The sequence below is a fragment of the Novosphingobium sp. 1529 genome, from assembly GCF_040544855.1.
Classification (GTDB): domain Bacteria; phylum Pseudomonadota; class Alphaproteobacteria; order Sphingomonadales; family Sphingomonadaceae; genus Novosphingobium; species Novosphingobium capsulatum.
Map to the genome: position 1 here is coordinate 369928 of NZ_JBEPKW010000001.1, position 20890 is coordinate 390817.

Annotated in this window: 21 protein-coding genes and 1 tRNA gene; 11 read left to right on the forward strand and 11 right to left on the reverse strand. The window is 66.6% G+C overall.

The features are described 5' to 3' along the window. Positions 1-92: 92 nt before the first annotated feature. Positions 93-167 (forward strand) — tRNA-Thr (locus tag ABIC78_RS01680). A gap of 37 nt (positions 168-204) precedes the next feature. Here ABIC78_RS01680 and ABIC78_RS01685 read toward each other — a convergent pair. Continuing rightward, positions 205-501, reverse strand: a complete 297-nt coding sequence (locus ABIC78_RS01685; protein ID WP_022676789.1) for a GNAT family N-acetyltransferase — start codon at positions 499-501, stop codon at positions 205-207. Positions 502-573: 72 nt separating this feature from the next. On the opposite strand from ABIC78_RS01685, the gene ABIC78_RS01690 reads away from it, so the two are divergent. Then, positions 574-1590, forward strand: coding sequence for a threonine aldolase family protein (locus ABIC78_RS01690; RefSeq protein WP_354487452.1), 1017 nt, complete (start codon positions 574-576; stop codon positions 1588-1590). Continuing rightward, positions 1587-2510, forward strand: coding sequence for a DMT family transporter (locus ABIC78_RS01695; protein WP_062783556.1), 924 nt, complete (start codon positions 1587-1589; stop codon positions 2508-2510). The genes ABIC78_RS01690 and ABIC78_RS01695 overlap by 4 nt, the downstream gene beginning before the upstream one ends. Here the strand turns inward: ABIC78_RS01695 and ABIC78_RS01700 are convergent. Then, a complete protein-coding gene (locus ABIC78_RS01700) occupies positions 2420-3244 on the reverse strand; it encodes a Rossmann-fold NAD(P)-binding domain-containing protein (RefSeq protein WP_309804926.1) in 825 nt (274 codons plus the stop codon). The genes ABIC78_RS01695 and ABIC78_RS01700 overlap by 91 nt on opposite strands. Positions 3245-3468: 224 nt before the next feature. Between ABIC78_RS01700 and pepN the strand changes: the two genes are divergently transcribed. Both pepN and pgeF read left to right on the forward strand, forming a co-directional pair. Continuing rightward, entirely contained in the window at positions 3469-6078 is a 2610-nt protein-coding gene (gene pepN, locus ABIC78_RS01705) for an aminopeptidase N (RefSeq protein ID WP_354487455.1), read from the forward strand. Beyond that, a complete protein-coding gene (gene pgeF, locus ABIC78_RS01710; RefSeq protein WP_171793251.1) occupies positions 6075-6836 on the forward strand; it encodes a peptidoglycan editing factor PgeF in 762 nt (253 codons plus the stop codon). The genes pepN and pgeF overlap by 4 nt, the downstream gene beginning before the upstream one ends. 6 nt (positions 6837-6842) lie before the next feature. Here the strand turns inward: pgeF and ABIC78_RS01715 are convergent, their stop codons facing one another. The 6 genes from ABIC78_RS01715 to ABIC78_RS01740 all read right to left on the reverse strand — a co-directional run bounded on the left by ABIC78_RS01715 (position 6843) and on the right by ABIC78_RS01740 (position 12771). Further along, complete coding sequence (locus ABIC78_RS01715) at positions 6843-7268, reverse strand: GNAT family acetyltransferase (protein WP_354487457.1); 426 nt, start codon at positions 7266-7268, stop codon at positions 6843-6845. Positions 7269-7274: 6 nt separating this feature from the next. Then, positions 7275-8090, reverse strand: coding sequence for a siderophore-interacting protein (locus tag ABIC78_RS01720; protein WP_354487459.1), 816 nt, complete (start codon positions 8088-8090; stop codon positions 7275-7277). Positions 8091-8204: 114 nt separating this feature from the next. Beyond that, positions 8205-9608: an alpha,alpha-trehalose-phosphate synthase (UDP-forming) gene (locus tag ABIC78_RS01725; protein ID WP_354487461.1), complete on the reverse strand. Its 1404-nt coding sequence runs from the start codon at positions 9606-9608 to the stop codon at positions 8205-8207. Then, positions 9605-11419 (reverse strand): glycoside hydrolase family 15 protein, encoded by a 1815-nt coding sequence (locus ABIC78_RS01730; RefSeq protein WP_354487463.1) that lies wholly within the window; start codon positions 11417-11419, stop codon positions 9605-9607. Before ABIC78_RS01730 ends, ABIC78_RS01725 begins: the two co-directional genes overlap by 4 nt. A gap of 26 nt (positions 11420-11445) precedes the next feature. Next, complete coding sequence (gene otsB, locus ABIC78_RS01735; RefSeq protein WP_354487465.1) at positions 11446-12219, reverse strand: trehalose-phosphatase; 774 nt, start codon at positions 12217-12219, stop codon at positions 11446-11448. 123 nt (positions 12220-12342) lie between these two features. Then, the gene (locus ABIC78_RS01740; protein ID WP_354487467.1) at positions 12343-12771 is read right to left on the reverse strand and encodes a MerR family DNA-binding protein; all 429 of its coding nucleotides are present in this window, start codon (positions 12769-12771) and stop codon (positions 12343-12345) included. Positions 12772-12859: 88 nt separating this feature from the next. Between ABIC78_RS01740 and ABIC78_RS01745 the strand changes: the two genes are divergently transcribed. Next, the gene (locus ABIC78_RS01745) at positions 12860-13600 is read left to right on the forward strand and encodes a MauE/DoxX family redox-associated membrane protein (protein ID WP_054131793.1); all 741 of its coding nucleotides are present in this window, start codon (positions 12860-12862) and stop codon (positions 13598-13600) included. 58 nt (positions 13601-13658) lie between these two features. Here ABIC78_RS01745 and guaA read toward each other — a convergent pair whose 3' ends face one another. Then, entirely contained in the window at positions 13659-15230 is a 1572-nt protein-coding gene (gene guaA, locus ABIC78_RS01750) for a glutamine-hydrolyzing GMP synthase (RefSeq protein WP_354487470.1), read from the reverse strand. Positions 15231-15853: 623 nt separating this feature from the next. Here guaA and gluQRS point away from each other — a divergent pair. The 5 genes from gluQRS to ABIC78_RS01775 are packed head-to-tail and all read left to right on the forward strand — an operon-like array spanning position 15854 to position 18807. After that, positions 15854-16723, forward strand: a complete 870-nt coding sequence (gene gluQRS, locus ABIC78_RS01755) for a tRNA glutamyl-Q(34) synthetase GluQRS (protein WP_354487472.1) — start codon at positions 15854-15856, stop codon at positions 16721-16723. Further along, positions 16720-16953 carry an HIG1 domain-containing protein gene (locus ABIC78_RS01760; protein ID WP_169041590.1) on the forward strand — a complete coding sequence of 78 codons (234 nt, stop codon included), beginning with the start codon at positions 16720-16722 and terminating at the stop codon, positions 16951-16953. The genes gluQRS and ABIC78_RS01760 overlap by 4 nt, the downstream gene beginning before the upstream one ends. An 18-nt stretch (positions 16954-16971) precedes the next feature. Then, entirely contained in the window at positions 16972-17532 is a 561-nt protein-coding gene (locus ABIC78_RS01765) for a cob(I)yrinic acid a,c-diamide adenosyltransferase (protein WP_054131796.1), read from the forward strand. Between the two features lie 25 nt (positions 17533-17557). Next, positions 17558-18427, forward strand: coding sequence for a 3-hydroxyacyl-CoA dehydrogenase NAD-binding domain-containing protein (locus tag ABIC78_RS01770; protein ID WP_354487475.1), 870 nt, complete (start codon positions 17558-17560; stop codon positions 18425-18427). Positions 18428-18486: 59 nt separating this feature from the next. Further along, on the forward strand, positions 18487-18807 hold the full coding sequence (locus ABIC78_RS01775; RefSeq protein WP_022676806.1) for a hypothetical protein: 321 nt from the start codon (positions 18487-18489) through the stop codon (positions 18805-18807). A gap of 112 nt (positions 18808-18919) precedes the next feature. Here the strand turns inward: ABIC78_RS01775 and dapE are convergent, their stop codons facing one another. Both dapE and ABIC78_RS01785 read right to left on the reverse strand, forming a co-directional pair. Next, positions 18920-20071: a succinyl-diaminopimelate desuccinylase gene (gene dapE, locus ABIC78_RS01780; protein ID WP_354487477.1), complete on the reverse strand. Its 1152-nt coding sequence runs from the start codon at positions 20069-20071 to the stop codon at positions 18920-18922. Continuing rightward, positions 20068-20736: a glutathione S-transferase family protein gene (locus ABIC78_RS01785; RefSeq protein ID WP_022676808.1), complete on the reverse strand. Its 669-nt coding sequence runs from the start codon at positions 20734-20736 to the stop codon at positions 20068-20070. Before ABIC78_RS01785 ends, dapE begins: the two co-directional genes overlap by 4 nt. Positions 20737-20890 lie beyond the last annotated feature (154 nt).

Consider the following 20890-nt stretch of genomic DNA (forward strand, 5'->3'; position numbering starts at 1 on the left):
CCGTGCGGCCAATAGCGCGCCTCCACCGGCGGCAAGGCCCCGATGGCACGAAGCCCAGGCGCCCGGCGCCCCGGCTTTCGCGGAAATGGTGTGCTGCTGTAGCTCAGTGGTAGAGCGCATCCTTGGTAAGGCTGAGGTCGGGAGTTCAATCCTCCCCAGCAGCACCATTTCCCGGCAAACCCAGCCAGATCAGAACGTTCGCGCTCAGGCCTGCAGGTCGGCCCATTCGGGATGGCGGCGGAACTGCGCGGCAACATAGCTGCACGCCGGCACCACTTTCCAGCCTTGCTCGCGCGCATCGGCAATGAGCGCGTCCACCAGCCGTGCGGCCACGCCGCGCCCACCGATGGCGCTGGGCACCAGGGTGTGATCGGCCACGACCACGCCGGGCGCCGCCTCGCGCCAGGTCAGCACGCCTTGGGCGGATTCATTGGCCACGCTGGCATGATAGGCGCCGTGGCTGCCCTGGTTGTCGTGGGTGATGGAAACGGTCTGGTCCACGGCAGTTCTCCCTGCACCCTGCAACAACGGGTGGCTTGACCGCACAACGCCTTCGCAGGCAGTGCGGTTTCCATGCATTTCTTCTCTGACAACGCCGCGTCCGTCCACCCCCGCGTCTGGGCCGCGATGCAGGCCGCCGACGCGCCCGACTTTCCCTATGATGCCGATGCGCAGAGCCGCGCGCTGGACGAGGCGTTTTCCGCGCTGTTCGGCACGCCCTGCGCCGCGCTGTGGGTGGCCACCGGCACGGCGGCCAATTGCCTGGCACTGAGCGCGATGGTGCCGCCGCACGGCGCCGTGGTCTGCCACCGCGAGGCGCATATCGAGATGGACGAGGGCGGCGCGCCGGGCTTTTTCACCCATGGCGCCAAGCTGATCCTGGCCCAGGGCGATGGCGCGCTGTTGACGCCCGAAAGCATTGCCGCCGCGATCGATCCGATTCGCCCCGGTGTGCACCAGGTGCAGCCGCATGCCATCTCGATCACCCAGGCCAGCGAATATGGCCGCGCCTATCGCCCGCACGAAGTGGCCGCGATCGGCTCGCTGGCACGCACGCGCGGCCTGATGCTGCACATGGATGGCGCGCGCTTTGCCAATGCCGTGGCGTTCCTCGATTGCGATCCTGCCGCGCTCACCGCGCAGGCGGGCGTCGATGCCTTGAGCTTTGGCTTCGTCAAGAACGGCGGCCTGGGGGCAGAGGCGATCGTGCTGTTCGACGAGGATCTGGCCGATGTGATCCGCTTCCGCCGCAAGCGCGCCGGGCATCTGCAATCCAAGGGCCGCTATCTGGCGGCGCAGATCCTGGCCATGCTGGAGCATGACCTGTGGCTGGCCAATGCCCGTGCCGCCAATGCCGCCACGCAGGAACTGGCCACGGCCTGCGCCGGACGCCTGCTGCACGCGGTAGAGGCGAACGAGCTGTTCGTGACGCTGAGCGATGTGGAAAAGACCACGCTGCGCGGCATGGGGTTTGATTTCTATGATTGGCCCGCGCCAGTCGGCACGCCGGGTGCGGCCCGGCTGGTGACGGCCTGGAACAGCGATCCGGCCCATGTTGCCGCGCTGGCCCGCGCGATTCGCACGCTGTGAGCGCAGCCTCTCCCGCCCCGCCGGAAAGCCTGTGGCGGCCGCGCGTGGTTATCCCGTTCCTGGCCGTGGCGCTGATCTGGGGCTCCACCTGGCTGGTGATCAAGGGACAGGCCGGCAGCGTGCCGCCAAGCTGGTCTGTGTGCTATCGCTTTGCCTTGGCGGCGCTGGGCACCTTTGTGCTGGCCGTGCTGCGCAGGGATCGCCTCGCGCTCGATCGCCAGGGCTGGACCCTGGCCCTGGGCATCGGCTTCTTTCACTTCACGATCAATTACCAGTTCCTTTATCCCGCCGAACAGCACCTGACATCGGGCCTGGTGGCAGTGCTCTATGCCCTGCTCATGGTGCCCAATGCCGTGCTGGCCCACGTCTTCCTGGGGCAACGCGTGCCACGCGGGTTCTGGGCCGGTTCGGCCGTGGCGCTGGCGGGGATCGCCCTGCTGGTCCTGCACGAAGTGCGCGTGGCGCCGGCTACCACCACGCCGTGGCTGGGCATCGCCATGGTGACGGTTTCCATCCTGGCGGCATCGGTGGCCAACGTCATCCAGGCCTCGGGCCCGGCGCGGGCGCGACCGGTGGTGCCGATCCTGGCCTGGGCCATGACCATCGGCGCGCTGATCGACGGACTGGTGGCGCTGGCGCTGGCCGGGCCGCCGACGGTCGACTGGACCTGGTCCTATGTCTCGGGCGTGCTCTATCTGGCGATCGTGGGTTCGGTGATCACCTTCCCGCTCTATTTCCAGCTGCTGAAAGACATGGGCGCGGGCCGCGCGGCGTATAATGGCGTGCTGGTGCCGGTGGTGGCCATGGCGCTGTCGACCGTGTTCGAGGATTATCGCTGGTCGCTGCTGGCGGCAGGTGGCTCTGCGCTGGCGATGGTCGGGCTGGTCATGGCGCTCAAGGCGCGCAACCCTTCGCGATAGGTGGGATAGGCCGGGCGCCAGCCCAGCACGCGGCGCGCCTTGCCCGCGGCAACGCGGCGGCTTTCGGCATAAAACCCCCGCGCCATGGGCGAAAGCTGCGCTTCATCGGCGGTGAGCAGCGGCGGCAGGGGCAAGCCGGTGAGCCGCGCGGCCTCTTCCACCACGGCGTTCTGGCTGGCCGGTTCGTCGTCGGCCAGATTATAGACGCCGGGCGGCCCGGCAAAGGCGGCGATCGTGGCGCCGGCGATATCGTCCACATGGATGCGGCTGAACACCTGGTCGCGGGCGATGATGCGATGCGCGGTGCCTTCGCGCAGCTTGTCGATCACGCTGCGCCCCGGGCCATAGATGCCGGGCAGGCGCAGCACGCGCACGCGAGGATCGAGCGCCTGCCAAGCCAGGTCTGCCGCCACACGCGCGGAACGCCGCCCGCCGCCGATCGGTGCGGTTTCATCCACCCAGGCGCCGCGCGCATCGCCATAGACCCCGGTGGACGACCAATAGCCGATCCACGCGCCCGGCCAGTTGGCTAGTGCCGCGCCATAGGTTCCCAGCACCGGATCGCCGCCTTCGCGCGCAGGCGGGACCGAAGACAGCACATGGCTGGCCTGCGCCAGGGCGGCGTGGACGGCGGCGCTATCGGCAAAGTCGATCGTGCCGGCGCGGCCAGTGCCGCTGACCTGCCAGCCTTGCGCGCGCAGGGCCTTGGCCAGGACTTGCGCGGCATAGCCCATGCCGAAGATGAACAGGTGGCCTTCTTGCGCTGTATCTGCTTGTTCCTCGTCACCCCGGACTTGATCCGGGGTTCCGCTGTGTTTGCTATCGGTCATTTGGTTGCGCGAGGCCTCCACCACCCCAGCCCCTTCTTACGAAGCAGAGAGGGCTTAAAACCGGCAATTATCCCCTGTTTCCGATTTGCTCAATTGCCCCAAGGCCTGCGGCTTCCTAAGTCTGTGCCATGAAGGATTCAGCCAGCCAGCCGCCCGTCGTGATCCAGCGCGCCGATTATCGCCCGCCCGCCTGGCTGGTGCCCGATATCGCGCTCGATTTCCTGCTCGATCTTGCCGCCACGCAGGTGACGGCGACGCTCGATGTCGAGCGCAACGCGGCTGGCGATGGCGGGCCGCTGCGCCTCAATGGCGATGGCCTGGTGGCGCAGAGCGTCTCTGTGGATGGCGAGCCGCACAGTGCCTGGGCCATGGATGGCGACGATCTGGTGGTGGAACTGCCGGGCGATGCGCACCAGGTGACAATCGAGACCACGATCGATCCCACCGCCAATACCCAGCTTTCCGGCCTTTATGCCTCGGGTGGGCTGCTGTGCACGCAGTGCGAGGCCGAGGGCTTTCGCCGCATCACGTTCTTCCCTGATCGGCCCGACGTGCTCAGCCGCTATACCGTCACGCTCACGGCGGACAAGGCGGCGTTCCCGGTGCTGCTGTCGAACGGCAATCCGATGGACAGCGGCGAGGAAGACGATGGCACGCACTGGGCGATCTGGCACGATCCCTGGCCCAAGCCGTCGTACCTTTTTGCCCTGGTCGCCGGTGATCTGATTGCCACGCGCGACCGCTTCACCACCATGTCGGGGCGCGATGTCGATCTGGCGATCTGGGTGCGGGCCGGCGATGAAACCCGCACCGCCCACGCCATGCGCGCGCTGATCGCCTCGATGGACTGGGACGAAAAGGTCTATGGCCGGGAATACGATCTCGACCTGTTCAACATCGTGGCTGTTTCCGATTTCAACGCCGGGGCGATGGAGAACAAGGGGCTGAACATCTTCAACACCCGCTATATCCTGGCCGACCCGGAAACCGCGACCGACGCCGATTACGACGGCGTGGAAGGCGTGGTGGCGCACGAGTATTTCCACAACTGGTCGGGCAACCGCGTGACCTGCCGCGACTGGTTCCAGCTTTCCCTGAAGGAAGGCTTCACCGTGCTGCGCGACCAGCAGTTCTCGGCTGATCAGGGCTCTGCCCCGGTCAAGCGGATCGAGGATGTGCGCGTGTTGCGCAGCGCCCAGTTCCCTGAGGATTCGGGACCGCTGGCGCACCCGATCCGCCCCGATTCCTATCAGGAAATCAGCAATTTCTACACGGCAACCGTCTATAACAAGGGGGCCGAGGTCATCCGCATGATGACCGTGCTGGCCGGCTCGGAAAGGTTCCGCGCGGGGACGGACCTTTATTTCGAGCGCCATGATGGCGAGGCCGCGACCTGCGAGGATTTCGTCACCGCGATCGAGGATGGCGCCGGGCTCGACCTCAAGCAGTTCCGCCGCTGGTACGAGCAGGCCGGTACGCCGCAGGTGGACGTGGGCATGACCCACGATGCCGCCAGCGGCACGGTGACCCTGGCGTTCAAGCAGACCGTGCCACCCACGCCGGGCCAGCCGGTCAAGCAGCCGATGGTCATCCCGCTGCGCACGGCGCTGTTCGATCGCGCCACCGGCCGCCATGGCGGCGAACACCTCATCGTGCTGGCCGACGCGGCGCAGACTTTTACCTTCGACGGCTTTGCCGAGGCGCCGGTGCTGTCGATCAACCGCGGCTTTTCGGCGCCGGTGGCGATCAATGCGCCGCAAAGCGTGGAAGACCTGGTGTTCCTCGCCGGCCACGATGACGATGCCTTTGCCCGCTATGAAGCGATGCAGCAACTGGTGGTGCAGCATCTGGTGGCAGCGGTCGAAGGGCGGCTCGATGATGCATCGCGCGAGGCCGGTCGCGCCGCGATCGGTGGGGCGCTGGGCGCGATCCTGGCCGATGCCGCGCTGGATGACCTGATGCGCGGCGAACTGGTCATGCTGCCGGGCGAGGCCTATCTGGCCGAGCAGATCAATCCAGTCGATCCGGCACGCGTTCATGCCGAACGCGAAGCGCTCAAGGCCTGGCTGGGCCGTGAACTGGGCGACGCTTGGCGCGGCCTGCACGATCGCTGCACGGCGGTGCCCTATGGCCTTGATGCCGCAGCGCGCGGCGCGCGCAAGCTCAAGACCCAGGCGCTGGTCTATCTCGCTGCTGCCGATCCGGTCGAGGCGGCGCAGCGCGCCAAGGCGCAGTATGATGCGGCCGACAACATGACCGATCGCCAGGGCGCGCTGATGGTGCTGTGCGGGCTGGACGTGCCCGCGCGCGCCGACGCGCTGGCGCATTTCCACGCTCGCTTTGCCGATAACCGGCTGGTGATCGACAAGTGGTTCTCGCTTCAGTCCGGCTCGCTGCACCCGCGCGCGCTCGATCATGTGCGCGCCCTGGCGCAGCATGCCGATTTTACTCTGACCAATCCCAACCGCGTACGGGCGCTCTACATGGCGTTTGCCGCCAATCCCCAGGCGTTCCATGCGGCCGATGGCGCCGGCTATGCGCTGATTGCCGATCTGATCCTGGCGCTTGATCCGATCAACGGCAACGTGGCGGCGCGGTTCGTGGCGCCGCTGGGCCGCTGGCGGCGGATCGAGCCGGTGCGCGCCTCTCTGATGCGTGCGCAGCTGGAGCGGATCGCGGCCGCACCGCGCCTGTCGCGCGATGTGCGCGAACAGGTGAGCAAGAGCCTCGACGGATGAGCGTAGAGGTTCTCACCCATCCCGCGCTGGACGGTGCCGCCCATGGCTTCCTCGGGCGGCGCGGCGGGGTTTCGGCCGGCATTCATGCCGGGCTCAACGTGGGCTGGGGCAGCGAGGATGATCCGGCCGCCACGGCCGAAAACCGCCGCCGCGCCTGTGCTGCCGTGCTGCCGGGCGCCACGCTGGTCTGCGCCTATCAGGTGCATTCGGCCGATGTCATCACCGTGGACCAGCCGTGGGACGAAGCGGACCGCCCGCGCGGCGACGCTCTCGTCACCCGCCAGCGTGGCGTGCTGCTGGGCATTTTGACCGCCGATTGCGCGCCGGTGCTGTTTCACGATCCCCATGCCGGGGTAATCGGCGCGGCGCATGCCGGCTGGCGCGGCGCGTTCGATGGCGTCACCGATCGCACCGTTGCGGCGATGGAGGCGCTGGGCGCCGATCGCGCGGCGATCGTGGCGGTGGTCGGCCCGTGCATCGGCCAGAAAAGCTATGAGGTGGACGCCGGGTTCGAAGACCGTTTCCTGGCCCAGTCAGCCGAAAACGAACGCTTTTTCCGCGCTGGCAAGGCCGGCCACGCCTGGTTCGACCTGCCTGGCTATGTCGCGCATCGGCTCCACGCGTTTGGCGTGGGCGTGATCGGCATGCTGGACGAAGATACCTACGCCCAGCCCGACCGCTTCTTCTCGTTCCGCCGCGCCACCCATGCCGGAGAGCCGGGCTATGGCCGCGAGATTTCGCTGATCGGGCTGAAGTAGGGCACCCTACCGCCCGTCGAGGCGGCGGCCCAGGGTTTCCACCGCCTGGGGTTCGTATCCCAGCGCGGCATAGAATGCCTTGGTCGCCAGGTTGTCGGCACGGATCATCAGCATCACCTTGGGGCAGTCGCGCGCGGCAAGCCACTGTTCGGCCGCCTGCATCAACGCGCGGCCTAGCCCCTGGCGCTGAAACGCCGGGGCGACGCCCAGATAATAGACCCAACCGCGATGGCCGTCATAGCCGACCATGATCGTGGCCGCAGGCGTCCCCTCCTGCTCGGCCAGGATCACGGTGCAGGCCGGGTTTGCCATCGCCAGGTGATAGTCGGTGGCCGGATCGTTCCACGGCCGGGTCAGCCCCGCCGCCTGCCACAAGGCGATCACGGCAGGGGCATCGGCAGGGCCGGTTTCGCGCAAGACAGGCTGGGCCATGGGTGGTCAGTGCCCGCCGGCCGCGTCAGCCTCGCCCAGGTTCTTGGCCGAGGAATCCGCCTCGCCCGCCACCCAATAGCCGGCCGCCTTGATCCACCGCTTGTCGAGGCCGCGCGTTTCCACCAGGTATTCGCGGGCGGCGCGCGCCACGCCGGCTTCGGCCGCAATCCACACGAAGGTGGCGGGCGGCAGATCGATCTGCGCCAGCGCGGCGATGATCGGCGCAGGATCGGTGGCGGCCGCAGCGTCGCGATGCAGCCAGTGCGTTTCCAGCGTGGCGGCGGTGGCAAAGGTCTGCTCGTCGGCGGCGCCGGGCACGGCGCCGATCACCGTGGCACGCACCCCGGCGGGCAGTTCCTCCACGCGGCGGCCGATCGCCGGCAGCGCGGTTTCGTCGCCCACCAGCAGCCAATGGGCAATCGGCCCCTCGATCACCTGCGAACCGCGCGGGCCGCCGATGCGGATGGGATCGCCCACCTGGGCCGCGCGCGCCCAGTCAGACACCGGGCCGCCTTCATGGTCGAAGAAATCGATGGTCAGGGTGCCGGCGGCGGCATCGTGGTGGCGCGGCGTATAATCGCGCATGATACGCTCATCCGGCCCGCCTTCGACGAAAACCTTGATGTGATCATCGGGTGCGCCGCTGACAAAGCCGGCCAGTTCGGGCCCTTCGGCCACGATGCGGATCATGTTGGGGGTCAGCCGCTCGTGCCGCGCGATACGCAGGGTGCGCAGCGTGGTTTCGTGGCGCATGCGGCGCAGCACCGGCGCGTCGGCAGGATCGGAGTGCGGGGTGGTGGTCTGGCTGGCTTGGCTGGTCATCGGGGGCCTGTCTGTGCGGAGTGGAGCAGGGAATTGCTGTGAACGAGTTCTAAGATATATCTTTGATCGCTCTTTGGCAAGCCCTACCCGCATGTCAGGCCGCGAGGGTCACCATCACGCCGCGCTCAACGCTGGTTCGGGCGCCTCATCAGGATCAAGCGCGGCCATGAACTGGGCAAGCCACCACATCACGTCCTGCTCAAGCACGGTATCCATCAGCGCGCGCCAGCGTTCCTGGCGTTCGGCCAGCGGCATGCTCAGCGCCTGGCCCAGGGCATCGGCAATCTCTTCGGGGCTATAGGGATTGACCAGCACCGCCTGGCTCATCTGCGCGGCCGCCCCGGCAAAGTTCGACAGCACCAGCACGCCCGGATCGGCCGGGTCTTGCGCCGCCACGAATTCCTTGGCCACGAGGTTCATCCCGTCGCGCAAGGGGGTGACCAGGCCCACCTTGGCGGCGCGATAGACCCCGGCGAGCACATCGCGCGGATAGCCCTTGTTGACATAGCGCAGCGGCACCCATTCCACGCTGGAAAACTCGCCATTGATCCGCCCGGAAAGCGAATCCAGGCTGGCGCGGATTTCCTGGTAGGTCTGCACGCTTTCGCGGCTGGGCGGGGCGATCTGCAGCAGGAAAACCTTTTCGTGCAGGTCTTCGCGTTGCGAGAGCAGGCGTTCATAGCCGATGAAGCGTTCCTGCAGGCCCTTGGAATAGTCGAGCCGGTCCACGCCCACGATCATCGCGCGGCCGCCGGCACTTTCCTCCATGCGCTGGCGCATTGCTTCTGCCACCGGGCCATTGGCGGTGTCGGCAAATTCCTGGGCGTCGATGCCGATCGGGCAGACCACTGCGCGCAGGGTGCGGCCATTCCAGGTGACGGTATTGTCCTCGCCGATGGTGGCGTCCATCTGCGCGCGGACATAATCGATGAAGCTTTCCAGCCAATCGTGGGTGTGAAAGCCCACCACGTCATAGGCGAACAGCGATTCGACCAGTTCCTGGTGATTGGGCAGCGACACCATCAGCCGCATCGGCGGCCAGGGGATGTGCAGGAAAAAGCCGATGCGGTTGGCCACGCCCCGTTCGCGCAGGCGCTGGCCCAGCGGGATCAGGTGGTAATCGTGCACCCACACCAGATCGTCCTTGGCGATCAGCGGCAGCAGCGTATCGGCAAAGCGGGTGTTGACGCGTTCATAGCCATCGACGAACCCACGCTCGAACTCGGCCAGGCTCACGCGATAGTGGAACAGCGGCCACAGCGTGCGGTTGGCAAAGCCATCATAGTATTCGTGGATGTCCTGCGGCTCCAGATCGACCGTGGCGGTGGTGACGCCGGCCGATTTCTGGAAATTGATATGGCCGGTAAAGCTTTCGGTCTCCCCGCCCGACCAGCCGAACCAGATGCCGTCGCTTTCGCGCAGCACGGTGGACAATGCGACGGTCAGTCCGCCCTGGTTGCCCGGCTCATCCTCGCTGGGCGGCTGGACACGGTTCGAGACGACGATCAGGCGCTTCACCTTATGGCACTCCATGGCTTGCTCAGCAGGCCGGCACAGTTGATCATGCCAACGAGCGAGTAGGTCTGCGGGTAATTGCCCCACAGCTCCCCGGAAACGGGGTCGATATCTTCTGACAGCAGCCCGGCCGCGGTGCGGCGGGCGAGCATTTCCTCAAACAGTTCGCGCCCTTCCGGCGCCCGCCCGGTGGCATGGAGCGCTTCGATCAGCCAGAACGTGCAGACGTTGAAGGCGGTCGTCGGCAGACCGAAATCATCCTCGCTGGCATAGCGCAGCATATGGCTGCCACGGCGCAGGCCTTCTTCCACCGCGCGCAAGGTGCCCTGGAAGCGCGGATCATCGGGCGGCAGGAAGCGCATGTCGAGCAGCTGGATCAGGCTGGCGTCGAGATCGTCCCCACCAAACGTGGCGGAAAAGCGCTGCGTTTCCGGGCGCCAGGCGCGCGCCTCGATGGTGGCGCGGATGGCATCGGCGCGGTTCTGCCAGAAATCGGCGCGGTCGGACAGGCCCAGTTCGGCGGCGATGTTGGCCAGCCGGTCGCAGGCGGCCCAGCACATCGCCGCCGAATAGGTGTGTACATCGGCGCGGGTGCGAAACTCCCACAGGCCCGCGTCGGGCTGGTCATGCACCTGGAAGGCGCGCTCGCCTACCGCTTCCAGCGCTTCGAAATCGGCCATGCCGGCCATGCGATAGAGCCGGCGATCGATAAACGCCTGGGTGTTGCACAGCACGATCTGGCCATAGGCATCGTGCTGGATCTGTTCATAGGCCTGGTTGCCCACGCGCACCGGCCCCATGCCGCGATAGCCGGGCAGGCCCTTTGCCTCCCACTCGGTCAGCTTGTCCTCGCCGCCCAGGCCATAGAGCGGCTGGATATGGCCGCCCCGCGCGCCTTCCACCACGTTGCGTAAGTATTCCAGATAGCCTTCCAGCACATCGAGTGCGCCCAGGCGATTGAGCGCCTGGATCGTGTAATAGGCATCGCGAATCCAGCAGAAGCGATAGTCCCAGTTGCGCCCGGAATCGGCGTGCTCGGGGATCGAGGTGGTCAGTGCCGCCACGATCGCGCCGGTTTCCTCGAACTGGCACAGCTTGAGCGTGATCGCGCTGCGGATCACCGCGTCCTGCCACTCCAGCGGGGTGGCCAGGCCCCGGGTCCAGTGCCGCCATTCGGCAATCGTGCGCGCCAGCATTTCTTCAAGGCCATGGCCCAGATCGTTGGCAAAACTTTCGTCCGGCCCCAGGAAGAAATGCAGCGTGCGCTCCACCCGGAACGATCGCTCGTCATTCACCCAGCCGATCGGCGCATCGGTGGACAGGCGCAGGGTCAGGTCTTGCAACAGATAGCGGATATGATGCGAACCGCTGGTGCGCGCCGGGACGGTGGCGCCCCATTCGCTGGCCGGGCGCAGTGCCACGCGGATGCGCGGGCTACCTGCCAGGCGCCGCACGATGCGGGCAAATGCCACCGGCCGGTACATGCGCCCGTGGTTCTTGTAGCGCGGGCAGAAATCGACCACCTCAATCGCGCCGCCCTGGGCATCGGTGTGCGTGGTGATCAGCACCGGGGTATTGCGGATATAGTGCTGCCGGGTGGCCACCACATCGTCCAGGGTGATCGACCAGAAGCCCTTGGCCGCCGGATCGTCCGGCGCCTTGTCATCGAGCAGTGCGCAAAACGTCGGGTCGCCATCGAGCCGCGGCACGCAGCCCCAGACCAGGTTGCCGCTGCGATCGATCATCCCGGCCACCTGGCAATTGCCGATCGGCCAAAGATCGACGCTGGCGGCGTGGCTGTTGTCTTCGGTCATTTCCGTCTCTTGCATGCGTGCCTGGGTCATTCCGGCACCTCCGCCGTGCCATCGGCAAAGGCGCGCAGGAACGCGCGCACCGCATGCGGCGAGGGCAAGGCCAGGGTGGCGGCCGTGCTGCTGCCGTTGAGCGCCCGTTCGCCCACCAGCACGCCATGGCCGCCCAGCGCGCGGGCAGCGGCAAACCCGGCCTCGTCGGTCAGGTCATCGCCAAAGAACACCGGCCGCGTGCCGATCATGCCCTTGCGCGCCATCAGGCGGCGTACCGCCTGCCCCTTGTCGCCGCCGGGCATGCGCAGTTCCACCAGGTCCTTGCCGTGCTGGATCTTGAGAGCGTGGCTATCGGCCAGTTGCACCGCCATGGTTTCGGCCTGCTGGCGCGCTTGCGGCGCCAGGCGCCAGTGAAACGCCACGCCGTATGACTTTTCCTCGACCAGGCAGCCCGGCCAGGTTTGCGCCAGGCTATGAAACGCGCTGGCCACGTCATTCAACACGGCCAGGCGTTCGGGCCGCGCCCATACTTCGTTCCAGCGGTATTCGAGGCCGTGACTGCCGGTGACGGGGAGGGCCTGGGCAATCGGGCCGAGAATGCGGTCGATCTGTTCGAGCGAACGCCCGCTGACCATCGACAGGCGCCCGTCCAGGCACTCGGCCAGATCGCGCAGCAAAGCCCGGGTCTGGCCATCGGCGCGCACGGCTTCGGGGTCGTCGGCCAGCTCCAGCAGGGTGCCATCGATATCGAGAAACACGGTCGCGCCGTCCAGCAAACCGGGGCGCGGGGCAGGGAGTGTGGCGGGCATGGTGGCGGCGAATGGAATGGGGGCGCTCCTTGGCTGTGGCTGTCGGCTGACGCGCCTTATCAATCGCCAAAACCCCCTTTGGTTCCCGTTTGTCACCCGACGTGATCGGCAAGTAATTGTTTTTTAAAGATCGAATGCCGTCAGGATAGGGCACGGGCCAGCTTCGTCAGCATGGCATGCCTGCGCCAGGTGTTGCAGCGCGGCGCGTGCTTCTTCCAGCGCGGCGATCCTGGCATCGAGCGTGGCGATCTGCTGCGCCGCCAATGCCCGCACGCGGGCGCGATCGCTCGTGGCATCCAGCGCGAGCAGTTCGCTGATCTGCTCCAAGGTAAAGCCGGCGGTCTGGGCGGCGCGGATGAACCGCAAGCGGCGCACGTGGCTTTCGTCATAACGGCGGATAGCGCCGCCGGCACCATCCCCGCGCTCGGGCGTTTCGAGTATCCCGCGCCGCTGGTAATAGCGCACGGTTTCCACGCCCACTTCTGCCGCGCTGGCCAGGCCGGCGATCGTCAGGCGGCCGGGCGGTGAAGAAGCAGCATTTTGCGCAGGCATCCCTTGACTCCGTACCATGGTACGGATCCTATATGGGGCGCAGCTGCGCTGTTTCCAGCCGGTGTCCGTTGTAAAAAAGGCCGCTGCCATGACCACTTCCGCCCCCCGCGCCGTTCTCTATCGCATGGTGATGGACAAGCACATTTGTCCGTTTGGCCTCAAGGCCAGGCACTTGCTGCGCCAGCGCGGCTTTGCGGTGGAAGACCACTGGCTGCGCACGCGCGCGGAAACCGACGCGTTCAAGGCGGCGCACGATGTGCGCACCACGCCGCAGGTCTTCATCGATGGCGAGCGGATCGGCGGCTATGATGATCTGCGCCGGCATTTCGGCCTTTCGGTGCCCGATCCCAAGGCCACCAGCTATACGCCCGTCGCGGTGCTCTTTGCCATTACCGCGCTGATGGCGCTGGCCGCCAGCCAGGCCGCGTTCGGCACGCCGTTCACCCTGCGCGCGGGGGAATGGTTCGTCGGCATGAGCATGGCCGTGCTGGCCCTGCTAAAGCTGCAGGATCTCGATCGCTTCGCCACGATGTTCCTGGGCTATGACCTGCTCGCCCAGCGCTGGGTGCCCTATGCCAGCATCTATCCCTTTGCCGAGGCGCTGGCCGGCGTGCTGATGATCGCCGGGGTGTGGACCTGGCTGTCGGTGCCAGTGGCGCTGTTCATCGGCACGATCGGCGCGGTCTCGGTCTTCAAGGCCGTCTATGTCGACCGCCGCGAGCTGAAATGCGCCTGCGTCGGCGGATCGAGCAACGTGCCGTTGGGCTTCGTCTCGCTGACCGAAAACCTCGCCATGGTGGCCATGGCGCTGTGGATGTTGCTGCACTGACGCCACGAAAAAGGGTGCCGGAACCTATGGTTCGCGGCACCCTTTGGTGTGGATCAGATCATTCCCACTCGATCGTGCCGGGCGGCTTTGACGTATAGTCATAGACCACGCGGTTGATGCCCTTGACCTCGTTGACGATGCGCGTCGCCACGCGGCTGAGGAAGCTGGCGTCGAAGGGATAGATATCGGCGGTCATGCCATCGGTCGAGGTAACCGCGCGCAGGGCGCACACCGAATCGTAGGTGCGATGGTCGCCCATCACGCCCACGGTGCGCACCGGCAGCAACACGGCAAAGGCCTGCCAGATCGCGTCATAGAGCCCGGCGTTGCGGATCTCTTCCAGATAGATCGCGTCGGCCTTGCGCAGGATGTCGCAGCGTTCGCGCGTCACTTCGCCGGGGATGCGGATGGCCAGGCCTGGCCCGGGGAACGGGTGGCGGCCCACGAAGATATCGGGCAGGCCCAGTTCGCGGCCCAGTGCGCGCACTTCGTCCTTGAACAGTTCGCGCAAGGGTTCGACCAGCTTCATGTTCATGCGCTCGGGCAGGCCGCCCACGTTGTGGTGGCTCTTGATCGTCACCGAAGGACCGCCGGTGAACGACACGCTTTCGATCACGTCGGGATAGAGCGTGCCCTGCGCGAGGAAATCGGCGCCGCCGACCTTGCGCGCCTCGGCCTCGAACACGTCGATGAAGGTCTTGCCGATGAACTTGCGCTTGGCCTCGGGGTCGGTCACCCCTTCCAGGCCCTTGAGGAACAGCGTCGACACATCCACGTGGACCAGCGGGATGTGGTAGTGGTTGCGGAACAGCGAGACGACCTGCTCCGCCTCGCCCAGGCGCATCAGGCCATGGTCGACGAACACGCAGGTCAACTGGTCACCGATCGCCTCGTGGATCAGCACGGCGGCAACGGCTGAATCGACCCCGCCGGAAAGGCCGCAGATCACGCGGGCATCGCCCACCTGTGCGCGGATTTCGGCGATCTTGGTCTTGCGGAATTCGGCCATGGTCCAATCGCCGGCACAGCCGCAGACGTGGCGCACGAAATTGGCGATCAGCTTGCCACCATCGGGGGTGTGGACCACCTCGGGGTGGAACTGCGTACCGTAATACTTCTTCTCGTCGTTGGCGATCACGGCAAAGGGCGCGCCATCGGACACTGCCACGATGCGGAAGCCCGGTGCAAACTGCGTCACCTTGTCGCCGTGGCTCATCCACACCTGGTGGCGTTCGCCCACGGTCCACAGCCCATCGAACAGCACGCAAGGCTCGGTCACAGTCAGGAACGCGCGGCCGAATTCGCCCGAATCGCCGGGCTGCACTTCGCCGCCCAACTGATGGCTCATCACCTGCTGGCCATAGCAGATGCCCAGGATCGGCAAGCCGCTGTCGAATAGCACCTGCGGCGCGCGCGGGCTGCCATCGGCGGGCACGCTGGCGGGCGAGCCCGACAGGATGATGCCCTTGGGCTTCATGCGGTGGAATGCCGCCTCGGCCTGGGTGAACGGGGCGATTTCGGAATAGACGCCGGCCTCGCGCACGCGGCGTGCGATCAGCTGCGTCACCTGGCTGCCAAAATCGACGATGAGGATCGATTCGGGGGCCGATTCTTCGGGCTGGATAGTCATGGCTGGCCGATAAGGAAGGCGGGCCAGACTGTCCAGCACTTGGCCAGCCGCAGGCGTAAATTCTGCGCCGCGCCCCACAGTGTGGCGTCATGGCCGCGTAATGTGGCAAAACTGTTGCGCATATGCCACGATAACTACGGTTGCACGATGTGGATTGCGTTTTGCGCAACTGCTGGCGCCAGGATCGCACTTGTAACAAAACCGCCTCGTCTTATGTGGGCGTCAGTTCGCGGCTCCGAGCCTTACCCTGCCGGCGCGACGGACTGAGAGGATCCTGCAAGGTTTAACAATAAACTTTGCAATTCGCAGGAAATCAGGAGCACACCATGCGCAAGATCGCAACCGTTGTGCTGCCGCTCATCCTCGCCGCTGGTCTCAGCGGCGCGATGTTCACTGCCACGCTTGTCTAAGCGCTGGCGGCAGCACTGATATATGTCTGGTCGGTCCTCTCAAGCGACCATGGCATATCTTTAAGATAGTAAGTAAAGCCCCGCAGCGCGATGTCACCGCATCGCGGCGGGTCTTAAAGCGGCGGTCCGGTGGGGCCGCCGTTTTGCGTTTCGGACAATTGTGTCTTATGGGATACACTTGTTCCTCTGGGGAAACCTTCTACCCATCCGGCGATGATCGCTGCTTCCGCCATGCCTTCTGCCGTCACGCGTTTCGCCCCCAGCCCCAATGGTCCGCTGCATCTCGGGCACGCCTGGGCCGCGCTCGTGGCGCACGATCGCGCGCATGCCGATGGCGGCACGTTCCTGCTGCGGATCGAGGATATCGACGGCGCGCGCAGCCGGCCCGAACTGGCCGCGGCGTTCCGCGCCGACCTCGCCTGGCTCGGCCTGTCATGGCACGAAGTCTTGCCGCAGTCGCAGCGCGTGGCGCATTACCGCCAAGCCGCCGATGCCCTGCGCGCAGCGGGGCTGCTCTATCCGTGCCGCTGCACCCGGGCAGAGATTGCCGCTGCCGCCACGACCCAGGGGCCGGACGGGCCGATCTATCCCGGCACCTGCCGCCAGCACCCGGTGGCGCCCGGCCCGGATGTGGCCTGGCGGCTGGACATGGCCAAGGCCGCTGCACTGGCCGGCCCGCTGTCGTGGGTGGATGAGCGGCGCGGAGAGCAGCGCGCCACGCCCGAGATGTTCGGCGATGTCGTGCTATGGCGCAAGGATGCGCCGGCATCCTATCACCTCGCCGCCACGGTGGACGATGCCGCTGACGGGGTGAGCGTGGTCACGCGCGGGATCGACCTGTTCCGGGCCAGCCACGTGCACCGGCTGCTGCAGGCGCTGCTTGGCCTGCCGGTGCCGCGCTGGCACCACCATGCCGTGCTGATCGGCGCGGATGGCCGCAAGCTCGCCAAGCGTCGCGATGCACCGGGCCTGGCAGAGCGGCGCCTGGCCGGAGAGGATGGCGTGGCGCTGGCCGCTGCATTGCGCGCTGGCCTTTTTGACACTGGCATTTGCCTGGCAGACACCATAGACCTGCTGCCATGACCTATGTGCTCGTGCCCCTGTTGATCGTGCTCATGGCGCTGACCGTCTGGTCGCTGCTGCGCGGCGTGGTCGCGTTTCTGCGCACCACGCGCGAAGGCCTGGAGCGGGGCGAGGAAGGCGTGCGCGAGATGCAGCTGCTGCAGAACCGCATGATGTTCAACCGCATCAAGTTCCAGGGGCTGGCCATCGTCGTGGTGATCGTGCTGCTGATGGTCGCTGGCAAGAACTGAACGGGTTCGTTCCATTTTATGGTAAAGCTGAACAAGATCTACACCCGCACGGGTGACGATGGCACGACCGGGCTGGTCGATGGCTCGCGCCGGGGCAAGCACGAACCGCGCATGGCCGCGATCGGCGAAGTGGACGAGGCCAACAGCGCGCTCGGCCTGGCCGCACTGGTCGTGCCGCCCGACGCTGGCGCGGAATTGACGCGCATCCAGAACGACCTGTTCGACCTGGGCGCCGATCTGGCCACGCCCGGCAGCGATTTCGCCCCCGGCGAGATGACGCTGCGCGTGGTGCCGGGGCAGGTTGCCTGGCTGGAGGCGATGATCGACGCGCGCAATGCCGCGCTGCCGCCACTCACCAGCTTCATCCTGCCGGGCGGCAGCGAGGCCGCCGCGCGCGTGCACCTGGCCCGCGCCATCACCCGCCGCGCCGAACGCGCCGCCGTGGCGCTCGCCGCGCAGGAGCCGGTCAACCCGGCGGCGCTTGCCTATCTCAACCGGCTGTCGGATTATCTGTTCGTGCTGGCCCGCGCGCTCAATGCCGGGCGCGATCCGTTGTGGGTGCCGGGCGCCAGCCGCTGATCAACCGTGTGGAAGGATAGTGGGCATGCAGACCGTTGCGGTGATCGGGGCCGGGCAGATGGGCGCAGGCATCGCGCAGGTCATGGCCCAGGCCGGGCTGGCCGTGCTGCTGGCCGACGTGAACCTGGCTGCTGCCGAAATGGGGCGTGACAAGATCGCCAAGGCGCTCGCGCGCCTGGTAGCCAAGGACAAGATCGCCGCCGCCGATGCCGATGCGATCGTGGCGCGCATCACCCCGGTGGGTGACTTTGCGCCGATGGCCGCGGCCGACCTGATCGTGGAAGCTGCGACCGAGCGGGAAGATATCAAGCAGAAGATCTTTGCCGCGGCTGGCGCGATCCTTGCGCCGCACGCGATCCTGGCGAGCAATACCAGCTCGATCCCGATCACCCGCATGGCAGCGGCCTCGCCCGATCCGGCGCGTTTCATCGGGCTGCATTTCTTCAACCCCGTGCCGGTGATGAACCTGGTCGAGGTGATCCCGGGCCTCGCCACCTCGGCCGCCACGCTCGATACGATGCGCGCGCTGGTCGGGCGGCTCAACAAGGAGCTGGTGCTCTCGCAGGACGAGGCCGGCTTCATCGTCAACCGTGTGCTGATGCCGATGCTCAACGAAGCGGCCTTCGTGCTGGGCAGCGGCACCGCCAGCATCGTCGATATCGACAAGGCCTGTCGCCTTGGCCTCAACCATCCGATGGGGCCGCTGGAACTGGCCGATTTCATCGGGCTGGATACCTGCGTGGAAATCATCCGCGTGCTGCATTCCAGCACGGGTGACAGCAAGTATCGCCCCGCGCCGCTATTGGTGAAATATGTCGAGGCCGGCTGGCACGGCCGCAAGACCGGGCGCGGGTTCTATGACTATAGCGGCGAGGTGCCTGTCCCCACGCGATAGGTAAGCGCGGGGGAACGGGGTGCCGCGCGGCGCGTAGTTCCGGCAAAGGAGTGACGCGCATGAGCAAGGCAATCCCCGATCTCGCCCCCGAGGCGCACAACCAGGAACAGGACGATTCGTCGTCCCAGGCCCAGACCCTGGCCGATGAAGCGCTGGGCCGTGCCACCGCCGTGCTGGGCGCCGCCGAAGACAGCGAACGCGTGTCTGGCGATGGCGACGAGCCCGGCTCAACCCCCGATCTGGTCGATCACATGAAGCAGATGGTCTCTTCGGGCCGGATCGACATGGGCGCCTATCGCGGCGAGCGCAACGACGACGACGAGGAAGGCGGCCTGGGCGAAGCGGGCATCGACGACGATACCCCGCGCGGCGCGGAATAAGGCTTGCCGGGCGCTGTGATAGCGCCCTTCGACAAGCTCAGGGTGAACGGAACCATAGGGACAACCCTGGTTCCGTTCAGGCTGAGCTTGTCGAAGCCTTGAGGCTTACAATTCAGGCCGATGGTTGTTGGAGCGCCGCCAAGGCAATGCGGCGATAGATTCGCGCCAGTACGCGCAGGTCTTCCATCGCCACGGCCTCGTCCTTCTTGTGCATCGTCGCATTGCACAGGCCGAATTCCACCACCGGGCACAGTGCGCGCAGAAAGCGCGCATCCGATGTACCGCCGGTGGTCGACAGTTCCGGCGTGACGCCGGTTTCTGTCTGCACTGCCTGCGCGATCAGCGTGGAAAAATCGCCGGGCAGGGTGATGAAGCTTTCGCCCGAAATCACCGCCCGCGCCGTGCCGCCATGGCGGCTGGCAATGGCGCTGACGCGATCGACCAGCCCCTGGCCGGTATGCAGATCATTGAAACGGATCGACAGCCGGGCGCGGGCCTGGGCAGGGATCACGTTGGTGGCGGGGTTGCCCACCTCGATATCGGTGATTTCCAGGTTCGATGGCTGAAACCAGTCGCTGCCTTCGTCCAGCACCAGGGCATCGAGTTCGCCAAGCATGGCAATCAGCCGGGGAATGGGATTGTCCGCGAGGTGCGGATAGGCGACATGGCCCTGCGCGCCATCGACGGTGAGCCAGATATTGACCGAGCCGCGCCGGCCGATCTTCATCATGTCACCCAGCCGGTTGACCGAGGTAGGCTCTCCCACGAGGCAAAGGTCGGGCAGGCTACCCTCTCCTGCATCAGCCAGCGCGCGCATGCGCTCGATCAGGGCGGCTGTGCCATAGCGGGCCGGGCCTTCCTCGTCGCCGGTGATGATCAGGCTGATCGTGCCGGCATCTTGCGGAATATCGGCCAAGGCGGCCACGAACGCGGCGATCGCGCCCTTCATGTCCACCGCGCCACGGCCATAGAGCAGTTCGCCGCGCCGCTCGGCGGTGAACGGCGCGCTGCTCCAGCCCTGGCCCGGCGGCACCACGTCAAGGTGCCCGGCAAAGGCGAAGTGGCGGCTGCCGGCCGGGCCCTGGCGAATGGCGAACAGGTTCTCCACCGGCCCATCGGGCGCTTCGCCCTCAATATAGCGGTGCACGGCAAAGCCCATGGGCACGACCATGGCTTGCAGCACATCGAACACGCTGCCGGTGGCCGGCGTCACGCTGGGGCAGTCGATCAGGCGTTCGGTCAGGGCAACGGGATCGGCGCTCATGTGTGGCTGGCTTCCTCGAACTGTTCGATGGTCCATTCTTCGTCTTCCGCTGCCTCGATCCAGGCCTGCATCCACGGATGCTCCCACAGCGCCTGCATATAGGCGACGGCAAAGCCGGGCACGCCCACGCCATAGGTGACGAAGCGCGAGACCACCGGGGCATAGATGATGTCGGCCGCGCTGAACGTGCCGAACAGGAACGGGCCACCCTGGCCAAAGCGGGCGCGCGCTTCGGCCCAGAGTTGCAGGATGCGCACGATATCGGCGCGCACATCGTCGCGCACCTCGGGCTGGGCCTGCCGGCGGCGGATGTTCATCGGCATGTGGCCGCGCAGCGCGAAATAGCCCGAATGCATTTCCGCCACCATCGATCGCGCCATGGCGCGGGCGGCATCGTCCTTGGGCCAGAAGCGATCGCGGCCCACCTTGTCGGCCAGATAGTCGATGATCGCCAGGCTGTCCCACACCACAGCATCGCCGTCCCACAGGATCGGCACTTTGCCCGATGACGGCGCCAGGTTGGCATCGCGGCGCTTGGCCTCGTCCCAATCATCGCCATAGAGCGGAACGGTGATTTCCTCGAAAGCCAGGCCCGATTGCTTGGCGGCCAGCCAGCCGCGCAACGACCAGCTGGAATAATTCTTGTTGCCGATGACCAGCTTCATGCGGGGCCTTTCGCGTGGGGCGTGGCCTTTCCGCCTAAAGCCTGGGGGACGGGCTGTCGAGTGGCCCCTCCGTCAGCCCTGCGGGCTGCCACCTCCCCATCAGGGATGGGGAGGATCGTGATCCTCCCTGCCGCCGGCGGGGAGGGGGACCGCC